The organism is Streptomyces sp. NPDC091377 (assembly GCF_044757045.1).
Taxonomy (GTDB): domain Bacteria; phylum Actinomycetota; class Actinomycetes; order Streptomycetales; family Streptomycetaceae; genus Streptomyces.
On sequence record NZ_JBIVUE010000022.1, the window covers coordinates 15,440 to 33,170 of the forward strand.

Annotated in this window: 16 protein-coding genes; 8 read left to right on the forward strand and 8 right to left on the reverse strand. The window is 70.0% G+C overall.

Annotated features, from left to right (window positions below):
- Nucleotides 1-191: 191 nt before the first annotated feature.
- Nucleotides 192-1,565: an NAD(P)/FAD-dependent oxidoreductase gene (locus ACIQNG_RS33260; RefSeq protein ID WP_401490217.1), complete on the reverse strand. Its 1,374-nt coding sequence runs from the start codon at nt 1,563-1,565 to the stop codon at nt 192-194.
- Between the two features lie 581 nt (nt 1,566-2,146).
- Between ACIQNG_RS33260 and ACIQNG_RS33265 the strand changes: the two genes are divergently transcribed.
- The 4 genes from ACIQNG_RS33265 (at nt 2,147) to ACIQNG_RS33280 (ending at nt 6,816) form a co-directional block, all read left to right on the forward strand.
- Nucleotides 2,147-3,115 (forward strand): hypothetical protein, encoded by a 969-nt coding sequence (locus ACIQNG_RS33265; protein ID WP_401440309.1) that lies wholly within the window; start codon nt 2,147-2,149, stop codon nt 3,113-3,115.
- Complete coding sequence (locus ACIQNG_RS33270; RefSeq protein WP_401490219.1) at nt 3,112-4,224, forward strand: NAD(P)/FAD-dependent oxidoreductase; 1,113 nt, start codon at nt 3,112-3,114, stop codon at nt 4,222-4,224. Before ACIQNG_RS33265 ends, ACIQNG_RS33270 begins: the two co-directional genes overlap by 4 nt.
- Before the next feature lie 172 nt (nt 4,225-4,396).
- Complete coding sequence (locus ACIQNG_RS33275; RefSeq protein WP_401440313.1) at nt 4,397-5,455, forward strand: AMP-binding protein; 1,059 nt, start codon at nt 4,397-4,399, stop codon at nt 5,453-5,455.
- Nucleotides 5,455-6,816 (forward strand): aldehyde dehydrogenase family protein, encoded by a 1,362-nt coding sequence (locus ACIQNG_RS33280; RefSeq protein ID WP_401490221.1) that lies wholly within the window; start codon nt 5,455-5,457, stop codon nt 6,814-6,816. The genes ACIQNG_RS33275 and ACIQNG_RS33280 overlap by 1 nt, the downstream gene beginning before the upstream one ends.
- A 113-nt stretch (nt 6,817-6,929) precedes the next feature.
- Here the strand turns inward: ACIQNG_RS33280 and ACIQNG_RS33285 are convergent, their stop codons facing one another.
- The 3 genes from ACIQNG_RS33285 to ACIQNG_RS33295 all read right to left on the reverse strand — a co-directional run bounded on the left by ACIQNG_RS33285 (nt 6,930) and on the right by ACIQNG_RS33295 (nt 9,837).
- Nucleotides 6,930-7,895: a hypothetical protein gene (locus tag ACIQNG_RS33285; protein ID WP_401490223.1), complete on the reverse strand. Its 966-nt coding sequence runs from the start codon at nt 7,893-7,895 to the stop codon at nt 6,930-6,932.
- Between the two features lie 320 nt (nt 7,896-8,215).
- Nucleotides 8,216-8,872, reverse strand: a complete 657-nt coding sequence (locus ACIQNG_RS33290; protein WP_401490225.1) for a histidine phosphatase family protein — start codon at nt 8,870-8,872, stop codon at nt 8,216-8,218.
- A gap of 83 nt (nt 8,873-8,955) precedes the next feature.
- Nucleotides 8,956-9,837 carry an LLM class F420-dependent oxidoreductase gene (locus tag ACIQNG_RS33295; RefSeq protein ID WP_401490228.1) on the reverse strand — a complete coding sequence of 294 codons (882 nt, stop codon included), beginning with the start codon at nt 9,835-9,837 and terminating at the stop codon, nt 8,956-8,958.
- Between the two features lie 413 nt (nt 9,838-10,250).
- On the opposite strand from ACIQNG_RS33295, the gene ACIQNG_RS33300 reads away from it, so the two are divergent.
- A complete protein-coding gene (locus ACIQNG_RS33300) occupies nt 10,251-11,399 on the forward strand; it encodes a DUF475 domain-containing protein (protein WP_401440323.1) in 1,149 nt (382 codons plus the stop codon).
- Nucleotides 11,400-11,426: 27 nt separating this feature from the next.
- Here ACIQNG_RS33300 and ACIQNG_RS33305 read toward each other — a convergent pair whose 3' ends face one another.
- The 4 genes from ACIQNG_RS33305 to ACIQNG_RS33320 form a co-directional block, all read right to left on the reverse strand.
- Nucleotides 11,427-12,302: an aldo/keto reductase gene (locus tag ACIQNG_RS33305; protein ID WP_401440325.1), complete on the reverse strand. Its 876-nt coding sequence runs from the start codon at nt 12,300-12,302 to the stop codon at nt 11,427-11,429.
- A gap of 242 nt (nt 12,303-12,544) precedes the next feature.
- A complete protein-coding gene (locus ACIQNG_RS33310) occupies nt 12,545-12,823 on the reverse strand; it encodes a hypothetical protein (RefSeq protein WP_401490231.1) in 279 nt (92 codons plus the stop codon).
- Nucleotides 12,820-13,407, reverse strand: a complete 588-nt coding sequence (locus ACIQNG_RS33315) for an RNA polymerase sigma factor (protein ID WP_401490233.1) — start codon at nt 13,405-13,407, stop codon at nt 12,820-12,822. Before ACIQNG_RS33315 ends, ACIQNG_RS33310 begins: the two co-directional genes overlap by 4 nt.
- Complete coding sequence (locus tag ACIQNG_RS33320) at nt 13,404-14,945, reverse strand: sodium:solute symporter (RefSeq protein ID WP_401490235.1); 1,542 nt, start codon at nt 14,943-14,945, stop codon at nt 13,404-13,406. The genes ACIQNG_RS33315 and ACIQNG_RS33320 overlap by 4 nt, the downstream gene beginning before the upstream one ends.
- A gap of 166 nt (nt 14,946-15,111) precedes the next feature.
- Here ACIQNG_RS33320 and ACIQNG_RS33325 point away from each other — a divergent pair, with 166 nt between their 5' ends.
- From ACIQNG_RS33325 to ACIQNG_RS33335, 3 genes are read left to right on the forward strand one after another with little or no spacing between them, the layout of a single operon-like run.
- Nucleotides 15,112-15,327 (forward strand): DUF3311 domain-containing protein, encoded by a 216-nt coding sequence (locus tag ACIQNG_RS33325; RefSeq protein ID WP_401440333.1) that lies wholly within the window; start codon nt 15,112-15,114, stop codon nt 15,325-15,327.
- A gap of 53 nt (nt 15,328-15,380) precedes the next feature.
- Nucleotides 15,381-17,534, forward strand: a complete 2,154-nt coding sequence (locus tag ACIQNG_RS33330) for a carbon starvation CstA family protein (protein WP_401490237.1) — start codon at nt 15,381-15,383, stop codon at nt 17,532-17,534.
- Nucleotides 17,531-17,719, forward strand: coding sequence for a YbdD/YjiX family protein (locus ACIQNG_RS33335; RefSeq protein ID WP_401440337.1), 189 nt, complete (start codon nt 17,531-17,533; stop codon nt 17,717-17,719). The genes ACIQNG_RS33330 and ACIQNG_RS33335 overlap by 4 nt, the downstream gene beginning before the upstream one ends.
- The last annotated feature ends 12 nt before the right edge of the window (nt 17,720-17,731 follow it).

Sequence of the window (17,731 nt, forward strand, 5' to 3'; positions counted from 1 at the left end):
ACACCGCAGGGCCCATGCACCAGACCACCGCAGGGCCCATGCACCAGACACCGCAGGCCCCGTGTACCAGACCCCCGCAGGGCCATGCACCAGACCACCGAAGAGCCCGCGTACCAGACCACCGCAGGCCCCGCGTGCAACACACCGCAGGGCCCCAGCACGTGCCGGGGCCCTGCGGGTGTCGAGCGGGTTCAGCCGTTGTGCGCGCTCAGCGCGTCCGTCAGCTCCGTGTAGGAAGGGCCGGGGGAGAGCACCGGAGGCTCCCAGCCGGTGGCCAGTACCGCGTCCAGCCGCTCCCGCACCTCGGGGGTGTCCAGGCTGTCCGGGGACGCCATCAGATTGGCGCGCAGTTGCGCCCGTTCCCACAGGTGGTGGTCCTGCTGACCGGCCAGGGCGGTGAGAAGGGCCGGCGGGAGCCCCGCGGGCGGCTCCGGACGACCGGCCACCGTCGCGCGCCAGTTCCGGATGCGCTCCGTGTCCTCGTGGACCCCGTCCTCGTACCAGGGGCGGACCGTGCGCCGGGCGTAGGCCCGCAGTCCCGCACTCACCGCGTCCAGATCCGCACCGTGACGGTCCAACAGGTCACTGAGTTCGGCCGCCCCGGCCAGGGCGAAGGAAGCGCCACGGCCCAGGATGGGATCGGTCGTGCACAGCACGTCCCCGATCGGCAGATAGCCGGACGGGGCGTCGGGCGTCAACTCGCGCCACATGTTGGTGAGTCCGGCCATCGGTACGACGTCACCGATCGGCTCGGCGCTGCCCGGCCGCAGCCACGGCTCGAACTGAGCCACCGCGTGCGCGGCGGCCTCGAACGCGCCGGTCTCACGCAGCCGCCCGAGCGCCGCGTCCTCCGGCAGCCGGGCGAACACCACCGCGAACGTACGGTTGTCATGTGCGTAGAGCCCGCCGCCGAAGCCCTCCCCGCCCGCGAAGACCACGGGAACCAGGAACGTGGGCGGCTTCGGAACGCCGTCGAGCAGCCGGTAGAAACGGCTGTTGTAGACGTTGCCGCAGGGGCTTTCCTCCACTTCCTTGGTGAAGGCGCCGACCAGCGGCGAGCGACGCCCCGTCGCGTCCACCACCGCGTCCGCCTCCAGCACCGCGGTGTCCACCCGCACACCCTGGACGCGTCCCTGGTCCACCACGACCTCACGGACGGAGACGCCGTGGTGGACCCGGACACCGGCCTGCCCCTGAAGGGCGCGGTGCAGGACCCATTCGACGGTCGCCCGGCGGGAGCCGAAGCTCGCCAGCTCGGTCGCGTCGGCCGGAGCCTCGACCCCGGGCGGCGCCGTCATGTCCACCTCGTCGACCCCGTGCGCGAGCAGATCCGCGTGCACGTCCGGCAACCGGCTGTGCAGCAGGTGCCGGAACAGGCCGAGGAACATGTGCGGATGACGGACCTGCGGCGCACCCGGTCGCCGCCACTCCTGAACGCCGCCGAGATCCTTCGGCGGCGGACCGTCCCGCTCCACCAGATCCACCGCGTACCCCTGGCGTGCCAGCAGCAGCGCGGCGCTCAGCCCGGCTATGCCCCCGCCCGCCACCACGATTCGTGAAACCATGCATGCTCCCGGATGTTGGGCGGCCCCTACGAGCCACGGCGAAGCGGCGGCCCCACCCCACGCCCGTACCCCGGTCGGGCACCGGGCCCGTGCCGTTGAGCCGACTGCGTCAGGTCGCGATGCTAGGCAGCCGCCCACGGCCTTGTGGAGGACGAACGACGAAGATAGGGGCCCCTATCCCTCGGAAGGGGCTCAGCCCGGGCATCCGCGTTCCAGCTCCCGGCCTTCTCCGTCCCCAGGTCGGCAGGCCCGCACCGAACGCGGCGAGAACGATCCGGCCGGTCATTCGGACATCCGACTCCTCGACCGGGCCTTGCGCGGCGCACGGTCGCCGAACGCAGAAGTCGGCCGCGATGAGCACGTATGCAGGGAGCCCCAAGAGACAGTAAAGAAACTGTATGGAGCAATGGTTGCGGGACTGTTGTTCCATGCCTGGTCAGAGCCGGTCGCGACACGGCGCGCTGGGGTAGGGGCTCCGCCACGATAGGGGTTGGTCGGGGGTGGGTCCGCTCTTGATCGCCGGTACGTTGAAGCGCGACGGCAGGGAGTTTCATACAGCTCAACCGAGCGAAGGACAAACCTTGACTGAAACGATATCCGGTCGGCACATCGAGATTGCCTGGCCCGATCTGGGCGTCACGGTGACAGCGGAACTCGACGGCCGCAACGCCGAACTCGCCGACGCCCTCTGGGAGGCTCTGCCTTATCAGAGTCTGCAAGGCCACGCGCTCGTGGCGGGTGAACATCTCTATCACGCGGCACCGATTCCGTCGCTGCTGCATCTGACCGCGGACACCCGTATAGCGGATCGACGCGACGCGCCCGATGGGACCGTATTCTGCTCCGGTCTTCAGCATTTAGGCATCAAGTACGGAACGCTGACCGAACCGATGCCGGCCACCCCGGTGGGCCGGATCCGGCAGGAAGACATTCCGGCCCTGCTGGAGGCCGGACAGGGGATCTGGGATTCCGTCTATTCGACGAAGAAGCCGATCCTGGTGGAAGTCCGCAGAGCGGGAACCGAAGGCGGCCACCGCATTCCGAAACTGGTCGCCGCGGATCCCGACGCGAGCCGTCTCATCGACGATGTGCACGCCGCGACCGAGACGGCATGGCTGTCCGAACCGAAGGAACTGGCCGACCTCCACGCGGGGTTGATCCCCTCCGGGGCGGGAAGCTTCGAGACGGTGTTGCCGACCCTGCTGTTCGTCAACGGCGAGACCCGCCCGCTGGGGTATGCCACCTACGGTGGTCTGGTCCGGGGCGCGGTCCAGGGCATGCCGATGGATTCCCTGCGCCACATGACGCGCCTCCTGGTCGGTGTTCCGGCCGAGTTCCTGGGCTACTGCGGCCTGGAACGGCTGTGGAGCTTCACCCAGCGCTTCCTGGACTGTCTCGACCGGCTCGACCGTGAGGACTTCCTCAGCGTGGTCGGCCAACTGGCCCTCTACATCAACTGCCTGGGCGGCTGGAACCTGCACCTGTACCCGTGGGAAGCCGGAGACCACCTGCGCCAACTGCGCCCCGACGAACCGGTCCTCCAGTCGTGAGTCGACTTCCCGAACGCGCTGACGCCGTCGTCATCGGCGGCGGTGTCATCGGCACCTCGACAGCGTGCCGGCTCGCCGAGTCGGGCGTCGGCACCGTCCTGCTGGAGCGTGGCGCGCTCGGATCGGGAGCGTCCGGGACCACCGCCGGCGTGGTGCGTACCTACTTTCCCGGCAACGCGCTCATCAGCAGCCTCGCCGTCCGGAGCCTGACGGAGTACCAGACCTTCACCGAGCGGACCGGCACCGAACTCGGCCTGGAGCGCATCGGCCTGCTCGTGCTGCTCTCCGACGAGCGACAGGTGCGGGACTTCCGGGAGAACGAGGCCGCCCAGCGGGCAGCGGGTGTGGAGGTCGAACTGGTGACCGCTGCTGAAGCGGCCCGGCTGAACCCCCTGGTGGACGAGCGAACCGTCCTGGCGGCAGCCTGGTCACCCCAGGCGTACACCTGCGACCCCGCCGCCATCGTGCGCGGTTACGCCACAGCGGCCCGGCGGGCGGGCGCCGTCCTGTGCACGGACACGCCCGTCACCGGCATCGACCCGGACGGACGGGTCCACACGCCCGCCAGAAGCATCCGCGCCGACACCGTCGTCTGTGCGGCAGGGCCCTGGGCGGGCACGGTCGCCGCCCTGGCCGACGTGACCGTTCCCGTGACCACGTACCCCGTCGAGATGCTCCTGACCGACACCCCCGGCGATGTCCCGCACGACGCCCTGCCGATGACCATGCACCCCTCCAGCCTGCGGATCCGCAGCTGGGGTGACCGCATCCTGGTCGGGATGGGCCGTCCCGCTCCGGACGAGACCCGACAGGACTGGCTCCGGCGGGTGTCGCACCACCTCGGCACGACCTTCCCGAGCCTCGCCGGCGGCTCCATCGAGAGCGGGTGGAGCGGGAACCTCGATGTCAGTCCGGACGGCATGGCATTCATCGGCCGCGATCACTCCCGCCGGTTCTTCTACGCGGCCGGATTCTCCGGTCAGGGACTGTGCCAAGCACCCGCCGCCGGGGAGATCGTCCGAGACCTTGTGCTCGACAAGGAATCCTGGATCGACACGGCGGCTCTCTCCACCACCCGCCACCTCGGTGGTTCGGCCGGGAACGGGTAGGAGAGCGGCCACGGCCCGAGCGCACCGTGAGGCCGAGGACCAGCGCGGGACTGCGTCGCGGCGCCGGGTGACCCGGCGCCGCGACCCTGCGCGAGACGCCGTTCGGTGAGCCCCGCGACCGGATGAACACCGGATCGCCGAGATCTACTTCAACCAATGCGAGAGGACATCCATGGTCGAGCACACGGGCGGAGAGTTCGTCCGGGAGATGATGCGGTGGCACTTCAGCCCGGAGACCGGGTCGCCGTTCTGGCTGGAACGAGCCGCGCGACTCGACTTCGATCCACTGACCGACGTCCGGGACTTCGACGACCTCAGCCGGTTTCCCCAGGTGGTCGACGAACTGCGCGACGTCGGAGTACGTGAGCTGATTCCCCGTGGCTACGGCGACAAGCACGAGGCGTCCGTCTACGAGAGCGGTGGGACCACGGGACGACCCAAGGCGGTTCCGTACACCGCCGAGTGGCATCGCCGCAGCGTCGAGTGGTTCAGCGAGCGACTGGACTCCCACGGCGTACCCCGGAACGTCGACTGGCTCAGCGCCGTCCCCACCGGACCGCACAATGTCGGAGCGATGGCGGTCGACACCGCGATGCTCCGCGGTGGGCTGAACTTCAGCATCGACCTGGACCCGCGATGGGTGAAGAAGCTCATCTCGGAAGGCCGGACGGACGTCGCCGACACCTACACCGATCACCTCATCGAACAGGTCGGCCACCTCCTGGTCGGCCAGGACGTCGGCGTCCTCTTCGCCACCCCGCCGCTGCTCGAACGCCTTTCGCAGCACGACGATCTGGTGGAACTGGTGAACCGCAAGGTGCGCGCGATCATCTGGGGCGGCACGCATCTGGACGCCGACACCCGGGACCTGCTGCGCGACGAGGTGTTCGCGGGCGTCAAACTGGTCGGCGGGTACGGTGGCACGATGATGCTGGGCACCTCGGTGGAACGACCCGGCCTCGGTGACGACGAACCCTGCGTGTTCGACTCCTTCGCGCCGTACACCACCTTCCGGGTGATCGACCCCGGCACCGGACAGGTGGTGCCGTACGGGGAACGCGGGCAGATCGTCGTGCACCACATGAGTCGAAGCGCCCTGCTGGTCAACAACATCGAGCGGGACTACGCGACCCGGATCGCGCCGGTGGACGGCGGCTTCGGCGATGCCGTCGCCGACGTCGCACCGGTGGCGTCGTTCGGCGACACGGCCGTGGTCGAGGGCGTGTACTGATGCTGTCCCTGGACGTTCTCGGCCCCGGCGGCCCCTACCGGTCCCGGCGCCAGGAGACCCTCGGCGAGTTCTCGGGACACCAGGTCGCGACACTGAGCCTCGCGCCCTCGCTCTACGTCACCCGCGCGATGAAGGCCCTGCGCCGCGCGCCGACGCCGGCCTACGACGCGCGGATCGAGGCATTCGCGCGGGCCGGCCGGGCCTTCGCGACGCAGACGGTCGCGGGACTCACCCCGCAGGAGTATCAGCACACCGTCAGCACCGTCACCGGGATGCCGATCACGGTGGTACGCCAAGCCACCGACGAGATCGCACAGGCCGCCGAGCGCGTCCACCACAGCGTGGAGAACGCGCGGCCCGCCGGTGCGGTCGACTCGTGGCGCGATCCGCGGGCCCGGGACGGCGCGGCGGTGTGGGCCCGGCGCGGCGAGGTGTTCGCCGTCCACGCGGCGGGCAATCACCCGGCGGTGCACCAGGGCTGGTTCGACGCCCTCGCGCTCGGCTACCGCGTTGCCGTACGCCCCTCGCGCCGTGAGCCCTTCACCCCGCACCGGTTGATCACCGCCCTGCGCGAGGCCGGGTTCGGCGACGAGGGCATCGTGTTCCTGCCCACCGACCACAACGTGGCCGACGACGTTCTCCGCCACGCCGACCTGGGAATGGTGTACGGCGGCGCGGACGTCGTGGCGAAGTACGCGGACGACCGACGCGTACTGCCACAGGGCCCCGGGCGCTCCAAGGTGCTGATCACCGCCGAGACCGCCTGGGAACCGATCGTCGACACCATCGTGGAGTCGATCAGCAGCGGTGGGGGAGTCGGCTGCGTCAACGCCACCGCAGTCCTTGTCGAGGGCGACCCCTCTCCCGTGGCCGCGGCGATCGCCGAACGCCTCGCCGAACTGCCCAGCCTGCCCGCGACGGACGAACGAGCGGTCCTGCCCGTGCAGCCCCTCGGCCTCGCCCGTCGATGGGACGGGTATCTGCGGCAGCAGGCGCGGGGCACCAAGGCGTGGCTCGGCGGCGACGGGGTCGTGGACGATCTCGGCGACGGTTCGGCGGTGCTCCGGCCGGCGGTGCATCAGCTCGACAGCCCGTTCGCCGAACAACTCGGGATGGAACTCGGATTCCCCTGCGCGTGGGTCGCGCCGTGGGACCGCGCAGCAGGTGTCCGGCCGCTGCGCGACACCCTCGTCCTCACCGCCGTCACCACCGACGGGAACCTGATCGACGCGCTGGTGGCCGAGCCGACCATCGCCAACGTCTACGTCGGTGACCATCCGACCCCCTGGATGGCGCACGGACTGCCGCACGACGGCTACCTCGCCGAATTCCTCATGCGCACCAAGACGGTCCGACGCTGATGAGGTGTTCAGGAGTCGCGGAACGGTGTTGCGGAAACGCCGTAGCCGAACACCTCGTCGGCATCATGGTCAACGTTCGCCCGCGGAGCGCGACACCCAGTGTCCGCGCCTGTTCATCCCCGACCGGACGGAGTCCGTCCGTCCCGCTGCGCGGTGGACGGTGACGGGGCGTCGTCGGCGAGCCTGATGAGCGCCAGCGCGGAGCGGTACTCCTCGGCGGAGTAGCCCAAGGGCCGGTCACCCGTCCCCACCGTCTCCTCGTACAGCTCCCGCTGCGCCTCCGCGTAGGACCGGAGGACGGACCGGGCCCGGCCCGTCGTCACGTCCAGCGCGCCCGCCACCTCGTTCCAGGTGGCACCCCACCGCATGGCGTCGTGCACGGACCAGGAGCGGTCCGAGAAGAGCGTGCGGTGCATGCTCTCACCCAGGGCGAGGACCGCGAGCGCGTCGTCCGCGGTGGCGGTCTCGCCGGGGTGGCAGCCGGAGGGCAGGTGCCGGTCCATCAGGCGGTGGTGGTGCGCGAAGTACTTCTCGGCCAGCCACGGCAGCAGGACCCCGTATCCCACGTCGTCCGGCCTGCGGATCACCTGGGCCCGCCACTCCTCCTGCGAGCGGGGTGAGTTGACGGGGACGGCGGAGGGCCGCGCCGGCGCCGGTTCCGAGGGGGCACGTGTCCCACCGGTCCGCGCGCCGGGCGCGGCCGTGTCCGGCGCCGGGCCGCCGTCACGGTCGGCCCTCCGCGTGGCGGACCGGACCAGAAGGGCCACCACGGCCAGCGCCCCCAGGTGCGCCCCGGCTCCCGCGAGCAGGAACCACCAGGGGGACCCGCCCCGGTCCACCGCGTCGAGGCCGAGCCCCACGGACGCCACCGACGCCACGACCAGGCCGATCCACGGCAGCAGGACCATCGCCACCGTCCACGTCCTGACCGGCTGTTCGACGTTGACGCACACCCAGAGCGCGATCAGGTTGACCAGGAGCCCGCACCCCGCGAGGACGGCTACCGCGCCCAGGTAGAGCATCGGCCACTCCTGCGACGCGCAGGAACCACCGCTCGCGTGCTGCATGAGTGCGTTCATGGGCTCCCCGCCGTCCGGTCCGCTCGACTACCACCCCCGACGGTACGAGGAGTTCGGCGCCCCGCCCTGAGCACGCGTACTCAGCCGGACCCGGCCCGCTACTCAACCGGCCCGCCCGCGCGCCCAGGACGGTCTGCGGTGGGCCCAAGCAGAGTGGTCCTCGTTCCACCGCTCCAGGTCCCCGGCCCGCTCCACCTCGGCGTCCAGACGCTCGATCCGAAGGGCGCTGTCGGGCCGTCCGGTCCCGAGATCCAGTCGCCCTCGCCTGCCTACTGACAGCCGGTGGGACCGGCCGAGCGCCGCCCCATCGGCCGCCTACGTCACGGAGGGTCCGTCAGGTGAGATGTGTCGTTGAGCAGCCGCACCGACGCGGCCCCGTCCCCGGAATAGGACACCGCCGACAGCGAGGCGGCCGACAGCTCCATCCGGAACAGTGTCGCCGGTGGTGCGCCCAGCGCCAGCCGAAGCAGCGTCCGCAACACCCCGACATGGGAGACGACCAGTACCGTCTCCCCCTCGTACCGGGCCAGCAGCCGGTCCCGTGAGAGCGCGGCCCGACGCGCGACCGAGGCGAACGTCTCCCCGGTCCGGCCCGGCACCGCCTTCGCGGAGGCGAGCCACGCCGCCATCTCGACCGGGTGACGCTCACGCACCTCGGCGAACGTGAGCCCCTCCCAAGCGCCGAAATCCGCTTCGGTGAGCCCACCGTCGATGTGGACCTCCAGGCCCAGACGACGAGCCACCACCTCGGCCGTCTGCCGGGCCCGGCGCAGCGGTGACGACACCACCGCCTGCACCGGGCCGCGGGTGACGAGCACTCTCCCGGCTGCCTCGGCCTGCCGCAGCCCGGTCTCCGACAGCGCCGGATCCGAGCCGCCGCTGCCGGAGATCCGCTTCTCCGATGTCAAGGCCGTCTCACCGTGACGGAGCAGGACAAGGGTCGTGGAGCCGCCGCGGGCTGCGGGTGCGCGATTCACGCCGGCTGCTCCACGACGGGTTCCTGGGCCGGTGCGAAGCGGGTGTCCATCCCGGGATTCCCCTAGCGGGGGAAGTGCGCGGTTCACCGCAGCGCGGCGAGGACCGGCGCGAAATTCTCCATGTTGTATTCCATGATCGTGAAGTAGGTGAAGCCGTAGCGCTCACGGCGTTCCTTGATCTGCTGCGCCATGTCCGCGGCGGTTCCGACCAGAACACTCGGCAGTTCGTCGGGGCTGTGCTCGGCGTCGGGCGGCACGGGCGCGAACCTGTCCGGCACCGCGGCGCCTTCCGAGGGCGGAATCACCTGCTGCACCAGGAGATTGAGTTCCACGGAGTCGGCACGGTCTCCGAGCAGGCCGCGCACATAGGTGATGCGTTCTTCCATCTGCGCGGATCCGGCCAGATGGAGCGCGTCGCCGTCGGCGTTGGCCCAACCACCGGGGAAGCCGATGATGTCGGCGTGCGCGGCGGCCACCCGCAGCAGCCGGTCGCCCCAGCCCGCGATCAGCAGAGGCGGGCCGGACGGCTGGGCCGGACGCGGCTGGTAATCGGGGGAGTCGAACAGGCGACGCAGGGTCGTGACCGTGCGTTCCAGCTGTTCGACCCGCTTTCCACCACTGGGGAAGGGAATCTCCGCGGTGTCGAACTCGGCCTTCACATAGCCCGCGCCGAGCCCGAGTTCCATGCGCCCGTCGATGAACCGGTCGGTGCTTGCCACATCACGCGCGAGGAGGGCGGGGTTGTAGAACGGCGTGTTCAACACGAAGGTGGTCAGTCGTATTCGCTCGGTCGCCTCGGCCGCCAGCACCATCGCCGGAAAAGGTGCGGGGAATCCGAGATGGTCGGCCACTCCGAGGACGTCGAATCCGAGTTCCTCGGCTCTGCGGCACTTCGCGCGCCACTCGTGCGCCGAACCAGGGACGAACATGTTGACGCCGAAGCGTAAGGAGAGTTGGCGAGACATTATATTTGTGTACCACACATTGATTCTTCCGTCATCCCGCCGGGCGAAACGGAATGATGTGGATCGTTTGTCCATCGAGGTCGCTTCGACCCCGTCATGGGTGCGGTGTGTGAACGCATGCAGACGGTCGCGGGGATGGCGCCGTTTCACAATTGGATGAGGGCTGAGACAGGCACGGATCCATGAAGATCATGTCACAGGTGAGAGTCAACTCGCAAGGGCGCCCATCGCCCCGATGTCTTCAAGTGCCGGACTCTGCCGCTGTGTTGGGGGTCGGCGGGTGCTTGGAAGGCACACGCACTTGGCCGGTATGCGTCAGGACCCCCGAGGTTGCGCTCTAGGCTTCGGTCAGTGTTTGGTAAAGCCAGGTACGGCTCGCGGGGGAAGCCTCGCACAAAACGATTGGGTAGCCAGTGGTTCTGAAGACGTTCGGCTGGTCGTTCGCGGTGACCGCGCTCGGCCTCGTCGTCGCGGTTTTTTACGGGGGATGGGCGGCCTTCGGGATCGTGGCGATCCTTTCCATCCTTGAGATCTCGGTGTCCTTCGACAACGCGGTGGTCAACGCCGGGATCCTGAAGAAGATGAATGCCTTCTGGCAGAGGATCTTCCTCACCATCGGTGTGCTCATCGCCGTCTTCGGCATGAGGCTGGTCTTCCCTGTCGTGATCGTGGCGATCAGTGCCAAGGTCGGCCCCATCGAGGCCGTCGATCTCGCGATCAACGACGCCGAGCGCTACGAGCGGCTCGTCACCGACGCCCACCCGTCGATCGCGGCGTTCGGCGGTATGTTCCTGCTGATGATCTTCCTTGAGTTCATCTTCGAGGACCGTGACATCAAATGGCTCGGCAAGCTGGAGCGCCCGCTGGCCAAGCTCGGCAGGGTCGACATGCTGTCGGTCTGCGTCGCCCTGATCGTCCTGGCGATCAGCGCCATGACCTTCGCGACCCAGGCCCACCAGCACGGCGGCACACACGTCGACAAGGCGGCGACGGTCCTGCTCTCGGGGGTCTTCGGCCTCATCACCTACCTCGTCGTCGGCGGTCTCTCCGGCTACTTCGAGAAGAAACTGGAGGAAGGGGAGGAGCGCGAGCGCGAGGCCGAGGAAGAGGCCAGGAGGAGCGGCAAGAAGGTCCCGGCGGTCGTGATGGCCGGCAAGGCCGCGTTCTTCATGTTCCTCTACCTGGAGGTCCTGGACGCGTCCTTCTCCTTCGACGGGGTCATCGCCGCTTTCGCCATCACCAACGACATCGTCCTGATGTCGCTCGGCCTCGGGATCGGCGCGATGTACGTCCGGTCGCTGACGATCTACCTCGTCCGCCAGGGCACCCTCGACGACTACGTCTACCTGGAGCACGGCGCGCACTACGCGATCGGCGCGCTGGCCGTGATCCTCATGATCTCCATCCGCTACCAGATCCCCGAGGCGGTCACCGGTCTCATCGGTGTCATCTTGATCGCCTGGTCCTTCTGGTCCTCCGTCCGCCGCAACCGCAAGCTGGCGGCGGACGGAGGGGAGCAGGCGAGGTCCACCGAGAAGGCCGAGGTCCCCTCGGACGCCTGACCCGGCCCGGACCACGCGGTGCGGCCCTCACCCGGCGGCGGTGAGGGCCTCGAACTCCGCGTCGTCCAGCCGCACCAGCGCGGCGTTGACGTTCTCCTCCAGGTGGGCGGCGCTGGACGTGCCCGGTATCGGGAGCACCACGGGGGAGCGGCGCAGCAGCCAGGCGAGGGCGAGCTGTGCGGGGGTCGCGTCGTACACCCGGGACGCGGCGTCCAGCGGACCGCCGGGGCGGGCGAGTTCGCCCGTGGCGATCGGGAACCAGGGGATGAAGGCGATGCCCTCGGACTCGGCGAAGTCGAGTACGTCCTGGGCCGACCGGTTCACGAGGTTGTAGAGGTTCTGCACAGAGACGATGTCCACATGGGTGCGGGCCTCCTTGAGCTGCTCGACCGTCACCTCGGACAGCCCGAGGTGACGGATCTTCCCCTCCCGCTGCAGCTGGGCCAACGTGCCGAGCTGCTCGGCCAGCGGGACCTCGGGGTCGATACGGTGCAGCTGGTACAGGTCGATGCGCTCAAGCCCGAGGTGCCGCAGGCTCAGCTCCAGCCGCTCGCGCAGAAACTCGGGCCGGCCGTCGGTCCGCCAGTCGTCCGGACCCGGACGCGACACCCCGCCCTTGGTCGCGATGACCAGGTCATCGGCGTAGGGGTGCAGAGCCTCGCGAATCAACTGCTCGTTGACGCACGGGCCGTAGGCGTCCGCGGTGTCGATGAAGGTGACGCCCAGCTCGACCGCCCGGCGTAAGACCCGGACGGCCTCGTCCGGGTCGCGGGCCTCGCCCCAGACACCTGGACCGGTCAGTTGCATGGCGCCGTAACCGAGACGGTTCACGGGAAGGTCGCCGCCCAGGGCGAAGGTGCCGGAGGCGTCGGCCGGACGTGTGGTGGACTGCGTACTCAACATCGATCCTTGGAAGTCATGTGCCCGGAAGGAGTGCTGGTCACAGGGGCCCGCAGAGGCACAGCACCCTCACCAGCCCCATCGAGCATGCCCCATCACCCACGCATTGGAAAGACCTCCCCAGTGAGTGGGTGACCGGCTGTCCGGACGCCGCCGTCGGGGAATTGACGGGTCAGCCGTGCATGCGCTCGGGACCAATACCCGTGCTCCGAGGCCCGGTTCGACCTCGGACCGAAGAGGACGGGCTAAGACGCGGGGAACGCCGGACGGCCGCCCGTCGTCGTCGAGAAGATCACGCCCGGGTGCGACGGCGTCTGGTTGAGCACCCACAGGCCGATCAGCGTGGCCAGGGTGAAGACGACGGCGATCAGGACGGCGAGGACGAACCGGCGTCGGCGTTCGCGCCGCAGCCACTCGCCGCGTGCCGTGCGGTAGGCGTCGGGGACGGCATGCACTCCGTCGGCGAGCGCGGCGAGCGCCTCGCTCAGCTCGCGCTCGGTGCGGTCCGGACCGGTGTCGTTCATCGCCGGGCCTCCATCGCGCGGGTCAGAGCGGCGATGCCGCGGGCCGTGTGGGTCTTCACCGAACCGGAGGAGATCCCCATCACGGCGGCGATCTCGCTCTCCTTCAGCCCGAGCCAGTGCCTCAGCACGAGTGCCTCGCGCTGCCGGGACGGCAGGTGCTGCAGGGCGTCGATGAGCACCCGCTGGTCGTCACGGAGCAGGGCCGTGCTCTCGGCGGAGGCGACGGACCCGTCCGGCGGGACCGGTGGGTTCTCCACGTGCTTGCGGGCGACCTGGAGGTGGCGTATGCGCATCCGCGTCAGATTGCAGACCGTGGAGCGCAGATACGCCTCCGCCGCCTCGACGTCCCGCAGCCGTCGCCACTTGCGGTAGATCTGGTAGTACGCCTCGGCCACCACGTTCTCCGGGTCGTCCGCCCCGAGCAGCACGGCCAGCCGCAGCATCGACGAGTAGTGGACGTCGAAGAGGCGGGCGAGGGCGGCCTCGCGCTCCAGTTCGGCCGGGTCGGACGGCGCGGGAGCGAGGCGCCGGCCCGGCAGCCCCACGGAGTGCTCGGGCGCGCGAGTCGGTGGTGGGCGTCTCATGATCGGTCCGCTCTCGTCTCCGGGCGCCGCCTGACGGTCAGGCGGGACGGCAGGTCGGTCAGGTCGGCGCCGCGCGGGACGCCGCGATGTTCCAGCACGGCGGTGCCGGCCACCGCCACGATCAGATTGAGCAGCAGCGCGGCGAGACCGGCGTAGATCTCCAGCGGCCCCGAGCCGAGCGGCACGATGGACGCGAAACCCTCGCGCACGACCAGGTACGTCCCGGCCGACATGCCCACGACCCACCCGGCGAGCAGCGCCCGCGGATGCAGCCGCCCGGTGAACAGCCCGACGGCCACGGCCGGGAAGATCTGCAGGATCCAGACCCCGCCGAGCAACTGGAGGTTGATCGCGTCCTGGTCGCGCAGCCCGAACACGAAGGCCACCGCCCCCACCTTCGCGGTGAGCGACACGGCTTTGGCGATGCGCACCTGCCGCTTGGGCGTGGCCGTGGGATGCATGTACTCCACATACACATTGCGTACGAAACTGGTGGCCGCCGCTATCGACATCACCGCCGCCGGAACCAGCGCCCCCACGATGATCGCGCCGAACACCAGCCCGGCCAGCGGCCCCGGCATGAGCCGGTCGACCAGCAGGGGTACGGCGGCCTCGGCGCCGCCTTCCGGCGCGGGCACGCCCGCCGCGAGCGCCGCGACGCCGAGGAAGCCGAAGAGGGCGAGCAGCGCGGTCCAGGCGGGCAGGGCCACGGAGACCTTGCGCAGGGTGCGTGGTCCGTCGGCGGCGAACCCGGCCGTCAGCACATGCGGGTACATGAGCAGGGCGAGCGCGGAGCCGAGGGCGAGGGTGGCGTAGGCGGGCTGCTGGGCGGGGGAGAGGAGCAGGGCCTGATCGCCGAGCTTCTCCGCGGCTCCGTCGAACACCCGGCCCGGTGGGCCGAGCCGCTCCAGGACCAGCCAGGTGACCGCGGTGAGCGAGACGAAGACGGCGACCGCCTTGAGCGCGGAGATGACCGTCGGCGCCCGCAGCCCGTGCCGGTAGGTGGCCACCGCGAGCCCGGCGAACAGCGCCACCATCACCAGGTCCCCGGTGACGCTGCGGGGGGAGAAGCCTCCCGCCGCCAGCACCGCCCGTATGCCGAGCAGTTGGAGCGCCAGATACGGCATCGTCGCCAGGATCCCGGTCAGCGCGACCACCAGGGCCAGCGCGGACGATCCGTACCGGCCGCGCACGAAGTCCGCCGCAGTGATGTAGCCGTGCTGGCGGGCCACTTCCCACAGGCGGCTCAGCAGCACGAAGGCGATCGGGCAGACGATCACCGTGTACGGCACCGCGAAGAAGGCGGGCGCGCCGTTGCCGTAGGCCAGGCCCGGTACGGCGGTGAAGGTGTACGCGGTGAAGATCGTGCCGCCGAGCAGGAACCATGTCCACACCGGGCCCAGACTGCGGTCGGCCAGCGCCCAGCCCTCCAGGGACGGCAGCCGGTCGCTCGGACGCAGGCGCCGCGCGGTCACGGCGAGCAGCGACGCTCCGCCGATCACGGCGAGAAACGTCGCGGTCATGGCGCCGTCGGCCATGGGTCACCGTCCTTGTGTGCCTGAACCCTCGCGCAAGAGATGCGCGGACCCCTGCGATGGATGACAGAAACAGGCGGGAAACTTTCTGGCCATCTGCTGTCAACCGGTTCCAGGGGGTGGGCAACTCTTGCACAGACCCTCAGCGAACGGGAGAGGAGCGCAGGTCATGGCACGGACCGGTCATCACCGGCTACGACGCGTAGCGATCACCGTACTGCTTCTCGCGCCCGCCGCGGGTCTGCTGTGGGTCCCCTGGTACGCCGGCGCCGAGCCGCGACTGGCGGGCACGCCGTTCTTCTACTGGTACCAGCTCGCCTGGGTGCCGGGGTGCGGCCTCTGTCTCCTCGCGGCGTACGCGCTGACGGACCGACAACGCCGCTGATCCGTTTCGATCCGCGTTTCTTCCCTTTGCACCGCTTCCGGTGAGGAGCTGCCATGCCCGCCACAGTCCTGCCCGAACCCGACCCCAGGTCGGGCGAGACGTCACGCGTGTCCCCTCGGGCGATCGTGCTCTGGGCCACGGTCTCCCTGCTGGGCGCCGTCGCCTGGGGCGTTCTCGCCCTCGCCCGGGGCGAGGAGGTCTCCGCGGTCTGGCTGGTCGTCGCGGCCCTCGGCTCCTACGCCATCGCCTACCGCTTCTACTCCCGCTTCATCGCCCGCCGGGTGCTGAAGCCGGACGACCGCCGGGCCACCCCGGCCGAGCGCCTTGAGGACGGTGTCGACTTCCACCCCACCGACCGCCGGGTGCTGCTGGGCCACCACTTCGCCGCGATCGCCGGCGCCGGCCCCCTGGTCGGCCCGGTCCTCGCGGCGCAGATGGGATATCTGCCGGGCACGCTCTGGATCGTCGCCGGGGTGATCTTCGCGGGGGCGGTGCAGGACATGGTGGTCCTGTTCCTGTCCATGCGGCGGGACGGCAAGTCGCTCGGACAGATGGCGCGCGACGAGATCGGCCGGGCGGGCGGAGCGGCAGCCATGATCGCGGTGTTCGCCATCATGATCATCCTGCTGGGGGTACTGGCGCTGGTCGTCGTCAATGCCCTCGCGCACTCCCCGTGGGGCACCTTCTCCGTCGCGATGACCATCCCCATCGCCCTGTTCATGGGCTTCTGGCTGCACCGCGTGCGCCCGGGCCGGGTCGTCGAGACGAGCTTCATCGGCGTCGCCCTGCTCCTGCTGGCGATCGTCGGCGGCAGTTGGGTCCAGGACTCCTCGCTCGCGTCCACCTTCACCCTCAGCCCGACGACCCTCGTCTTCTGCCTCATCGGCTACGGCTTCGTCGCCTCCGTGCTCCCGGTGTGGATGCTGCTGGCCCCGCGCGACTACCTCTCCACCTTCATGAAGATCGGCACCATCGCCCTGCTCGCGATCGGCGTGGTCGTGGCCACTCCGGTGCTGCGCACGGACGCCGTCAGCGAGTTCGCCACCTCGGGCGCGGGCCCGGTCTTCGCCGGTTCCCTCTTCCCCTTCCTGTTCATCACCATCGCCTGCGGCGCCCTGTCCGGCTTCCACGCCCTGGTCTCCTCCGGTACGACTCCGAAGCTGATCCAGAAGGAGTCCCAGGTCCGGATGATCGGCTACGGCGCCATGCTGATGGAGTCGTTCGTCGCGGTCATGGCGCTGATCGCCGCGGCGGCGCTGGACCCGGGCCTGTACTACGCGATGAACGCCCCCGCCGGACTCCTCGGCACCACGGCCGAGTCGGCGTCCCAGGCCGTGGCCGGCCTCGGCTTCACCATCACCCCCGAGCAGTTGACACAGGCGGCCCGGGCCGTGGAAGAGCAGACCCTGATCGCCCGTACCGGCGGCGCCCCGAGCCTCGCGGTCGGCATGTCGGAGATCTTCTCCGGTGTCTTCGGCGGCTCCTCGACGAAGGCGTTCTGGTACCACTTCGCGATCATGTTCGAGGCGCTGTTCATCCTGACCACGGTCGACGCGGGCACCCGGGTCGGACGGTTCATGCTCCAGGACATGCTCGGCCATGTGTGGAAGCCGATGGGCCGGGTCAACTGGAAGCCGGGCATCTGGCTGTGCAGCGGCCTGGTCGTCGCGGCCTGGGGCTACTTCCTCCACACCGGGGTCACCGACCCCCTCGGCGGGATCAACCAGCTCTTCCCGCTCTTCGGCATCGCCAACCAGCTCCTCGCCGCCATCGCCCTGACGGTCTGCACGACGGTCCTGATCAAGTCCGGGAGGCTGCGTTGGGCCTGGGTCACCGGCGTGCCGCTCGCGTGGGTCACCGCGATCACCTTCACCGCGGGCTGGCAGAAGATCTTCTCCGACGACCCCCGGGTCGGCTTCTTCGCCCAGCGCGCCAAGTACGCCGACGCCCTGGACGCCGGGCAAGTGCTGCCGCCCGCCAAGTCCCTCGACGACATGCACACCGTGGTCACCAACTCCACCGTCGACGGCCTCTTGATCGCACTGTTCCTGCTGCTGGTCGCGGTCGTGATCGTGAACGCCGCCGTGGTGTGCGTACGGGCCGTACGCTCGCCCGACGCACTGCCGAACACCGAGGCACCGTACGTCGAGTCGCGCATCGACCTGCCCGAGCGGGCCGGTGAGCCGCTGGCGGGTGCCCGGCCATGAACATCCGGCGGTGGGCGCGGGCGGTGCTCTGGTACCTGCGGGAGCTGACCGGGGAGTCCGAGTACGACCGCTACTGCGAGCGTCACCGGCACCGTCACCCCCTCGCGCCGGTCCCGACGCGCCGCGCGTACCAGGTGCTGCGCACACGGCAGCGCGAGACGCAGCCCCAGAGCCGCTGCTGCTGACCCTGCGCACCC

What these genes read in the sequence shown, in the direction of transcription:
- ACIQNG_RS33260 (WP_401490217.1), bottom strand. Translation starts at nt 1,565, where the DNA reads ATGGTTTCACGAATCGTGGTGGCGGGCGGGGGCATAGCCGGGCTGAGC.
- ACIQNG_RS33275 (WP_401440313.1), top strand. Translation starts at nt 4,397, where the DNA reads ATGGTCGAGCACACGGGCGGAGAGTTCGTCCGGGAGATGATGCGGTGG.
- ACIQNG_RS33280 (WP_401490221.1), top strand. Translation starts at nt 5,455, where the DNA reads ATGCTGTCCCTGGACGTTCTCGGCCCCGGCGGCCCCTACCGGTCCCGG.
- ACIQNG_RS33285 (WP_401490223.1), bottom strand. Translation starts at nt 7,895, where the DNA reads ATGAACGCACTCATGCAGCACGCGAGCGGTGGTTCCTGCGCGTCGCAG.
- ACIQNG_RS33295 (WP_401490228.1), bottom strand. Translation starts at nt 9,837, where the DNA reads ATGTCTCGCCAACTCTCCTTACGCTTCGGCGTCAACATGTTCGTCCCT.
- ACIQNG_RS33305 (WP_401440325.1), bottom strand. Translation starts at nt 12,302, where the DNA reads ATGTTGAGTACGCAGTCCACCACACGTCCGGCCGACGCCTCCGGCACC.
- ACIQNG_RS33310 (WP_401490231.1), bottom strand. Translation starts at nt 12,823, where the DNA reads ATGAACGACACCGGTCCGGACCGCACCGAGCGCGAGCTGAGCGAGGCG.
- ACIQNG_RS33315 (WP_401490233.1), bottom strand. Translation starts at nt 13,407, where the DNA reads ATGAGACGCCCACCACCGACTCGCGCGCCCGAGCACTCCGTGGGGCTG.
- ACIQNG_RS33320 (WP_401490235.1), bottom strand. Translation starts at nt 14,945, where the DNA reads ATGGCCGACGGCGCCATGACCGCGACGTTTCTCGCCGTGATCGGCGGA.
- ACIQNG_RS33325 (WP_401440333.1), top strand. Translation starts at nt 15,112, where the DNA reads ATGGCACGGACCGGTCATCACCGGCTACGACGCGTAGCGATCACCGTA.
- ACIQNG_RS33330 (WP_401490237.1), top strand. Translation starts at nt 15,381, where the DNA reads ATGCCCGCCACAGTCCTGCCCGAACCCGACCCCAGGTCGGGCGAGACG.
- ACIQNG_RS33335 (WP_401440337.1), top strand. Translation starts at nt 17,531, where the DNA reads ATGAACATCCGGCGGTGGGCGCGGGCGGTGCTCTGGTACCTGCGGGAG.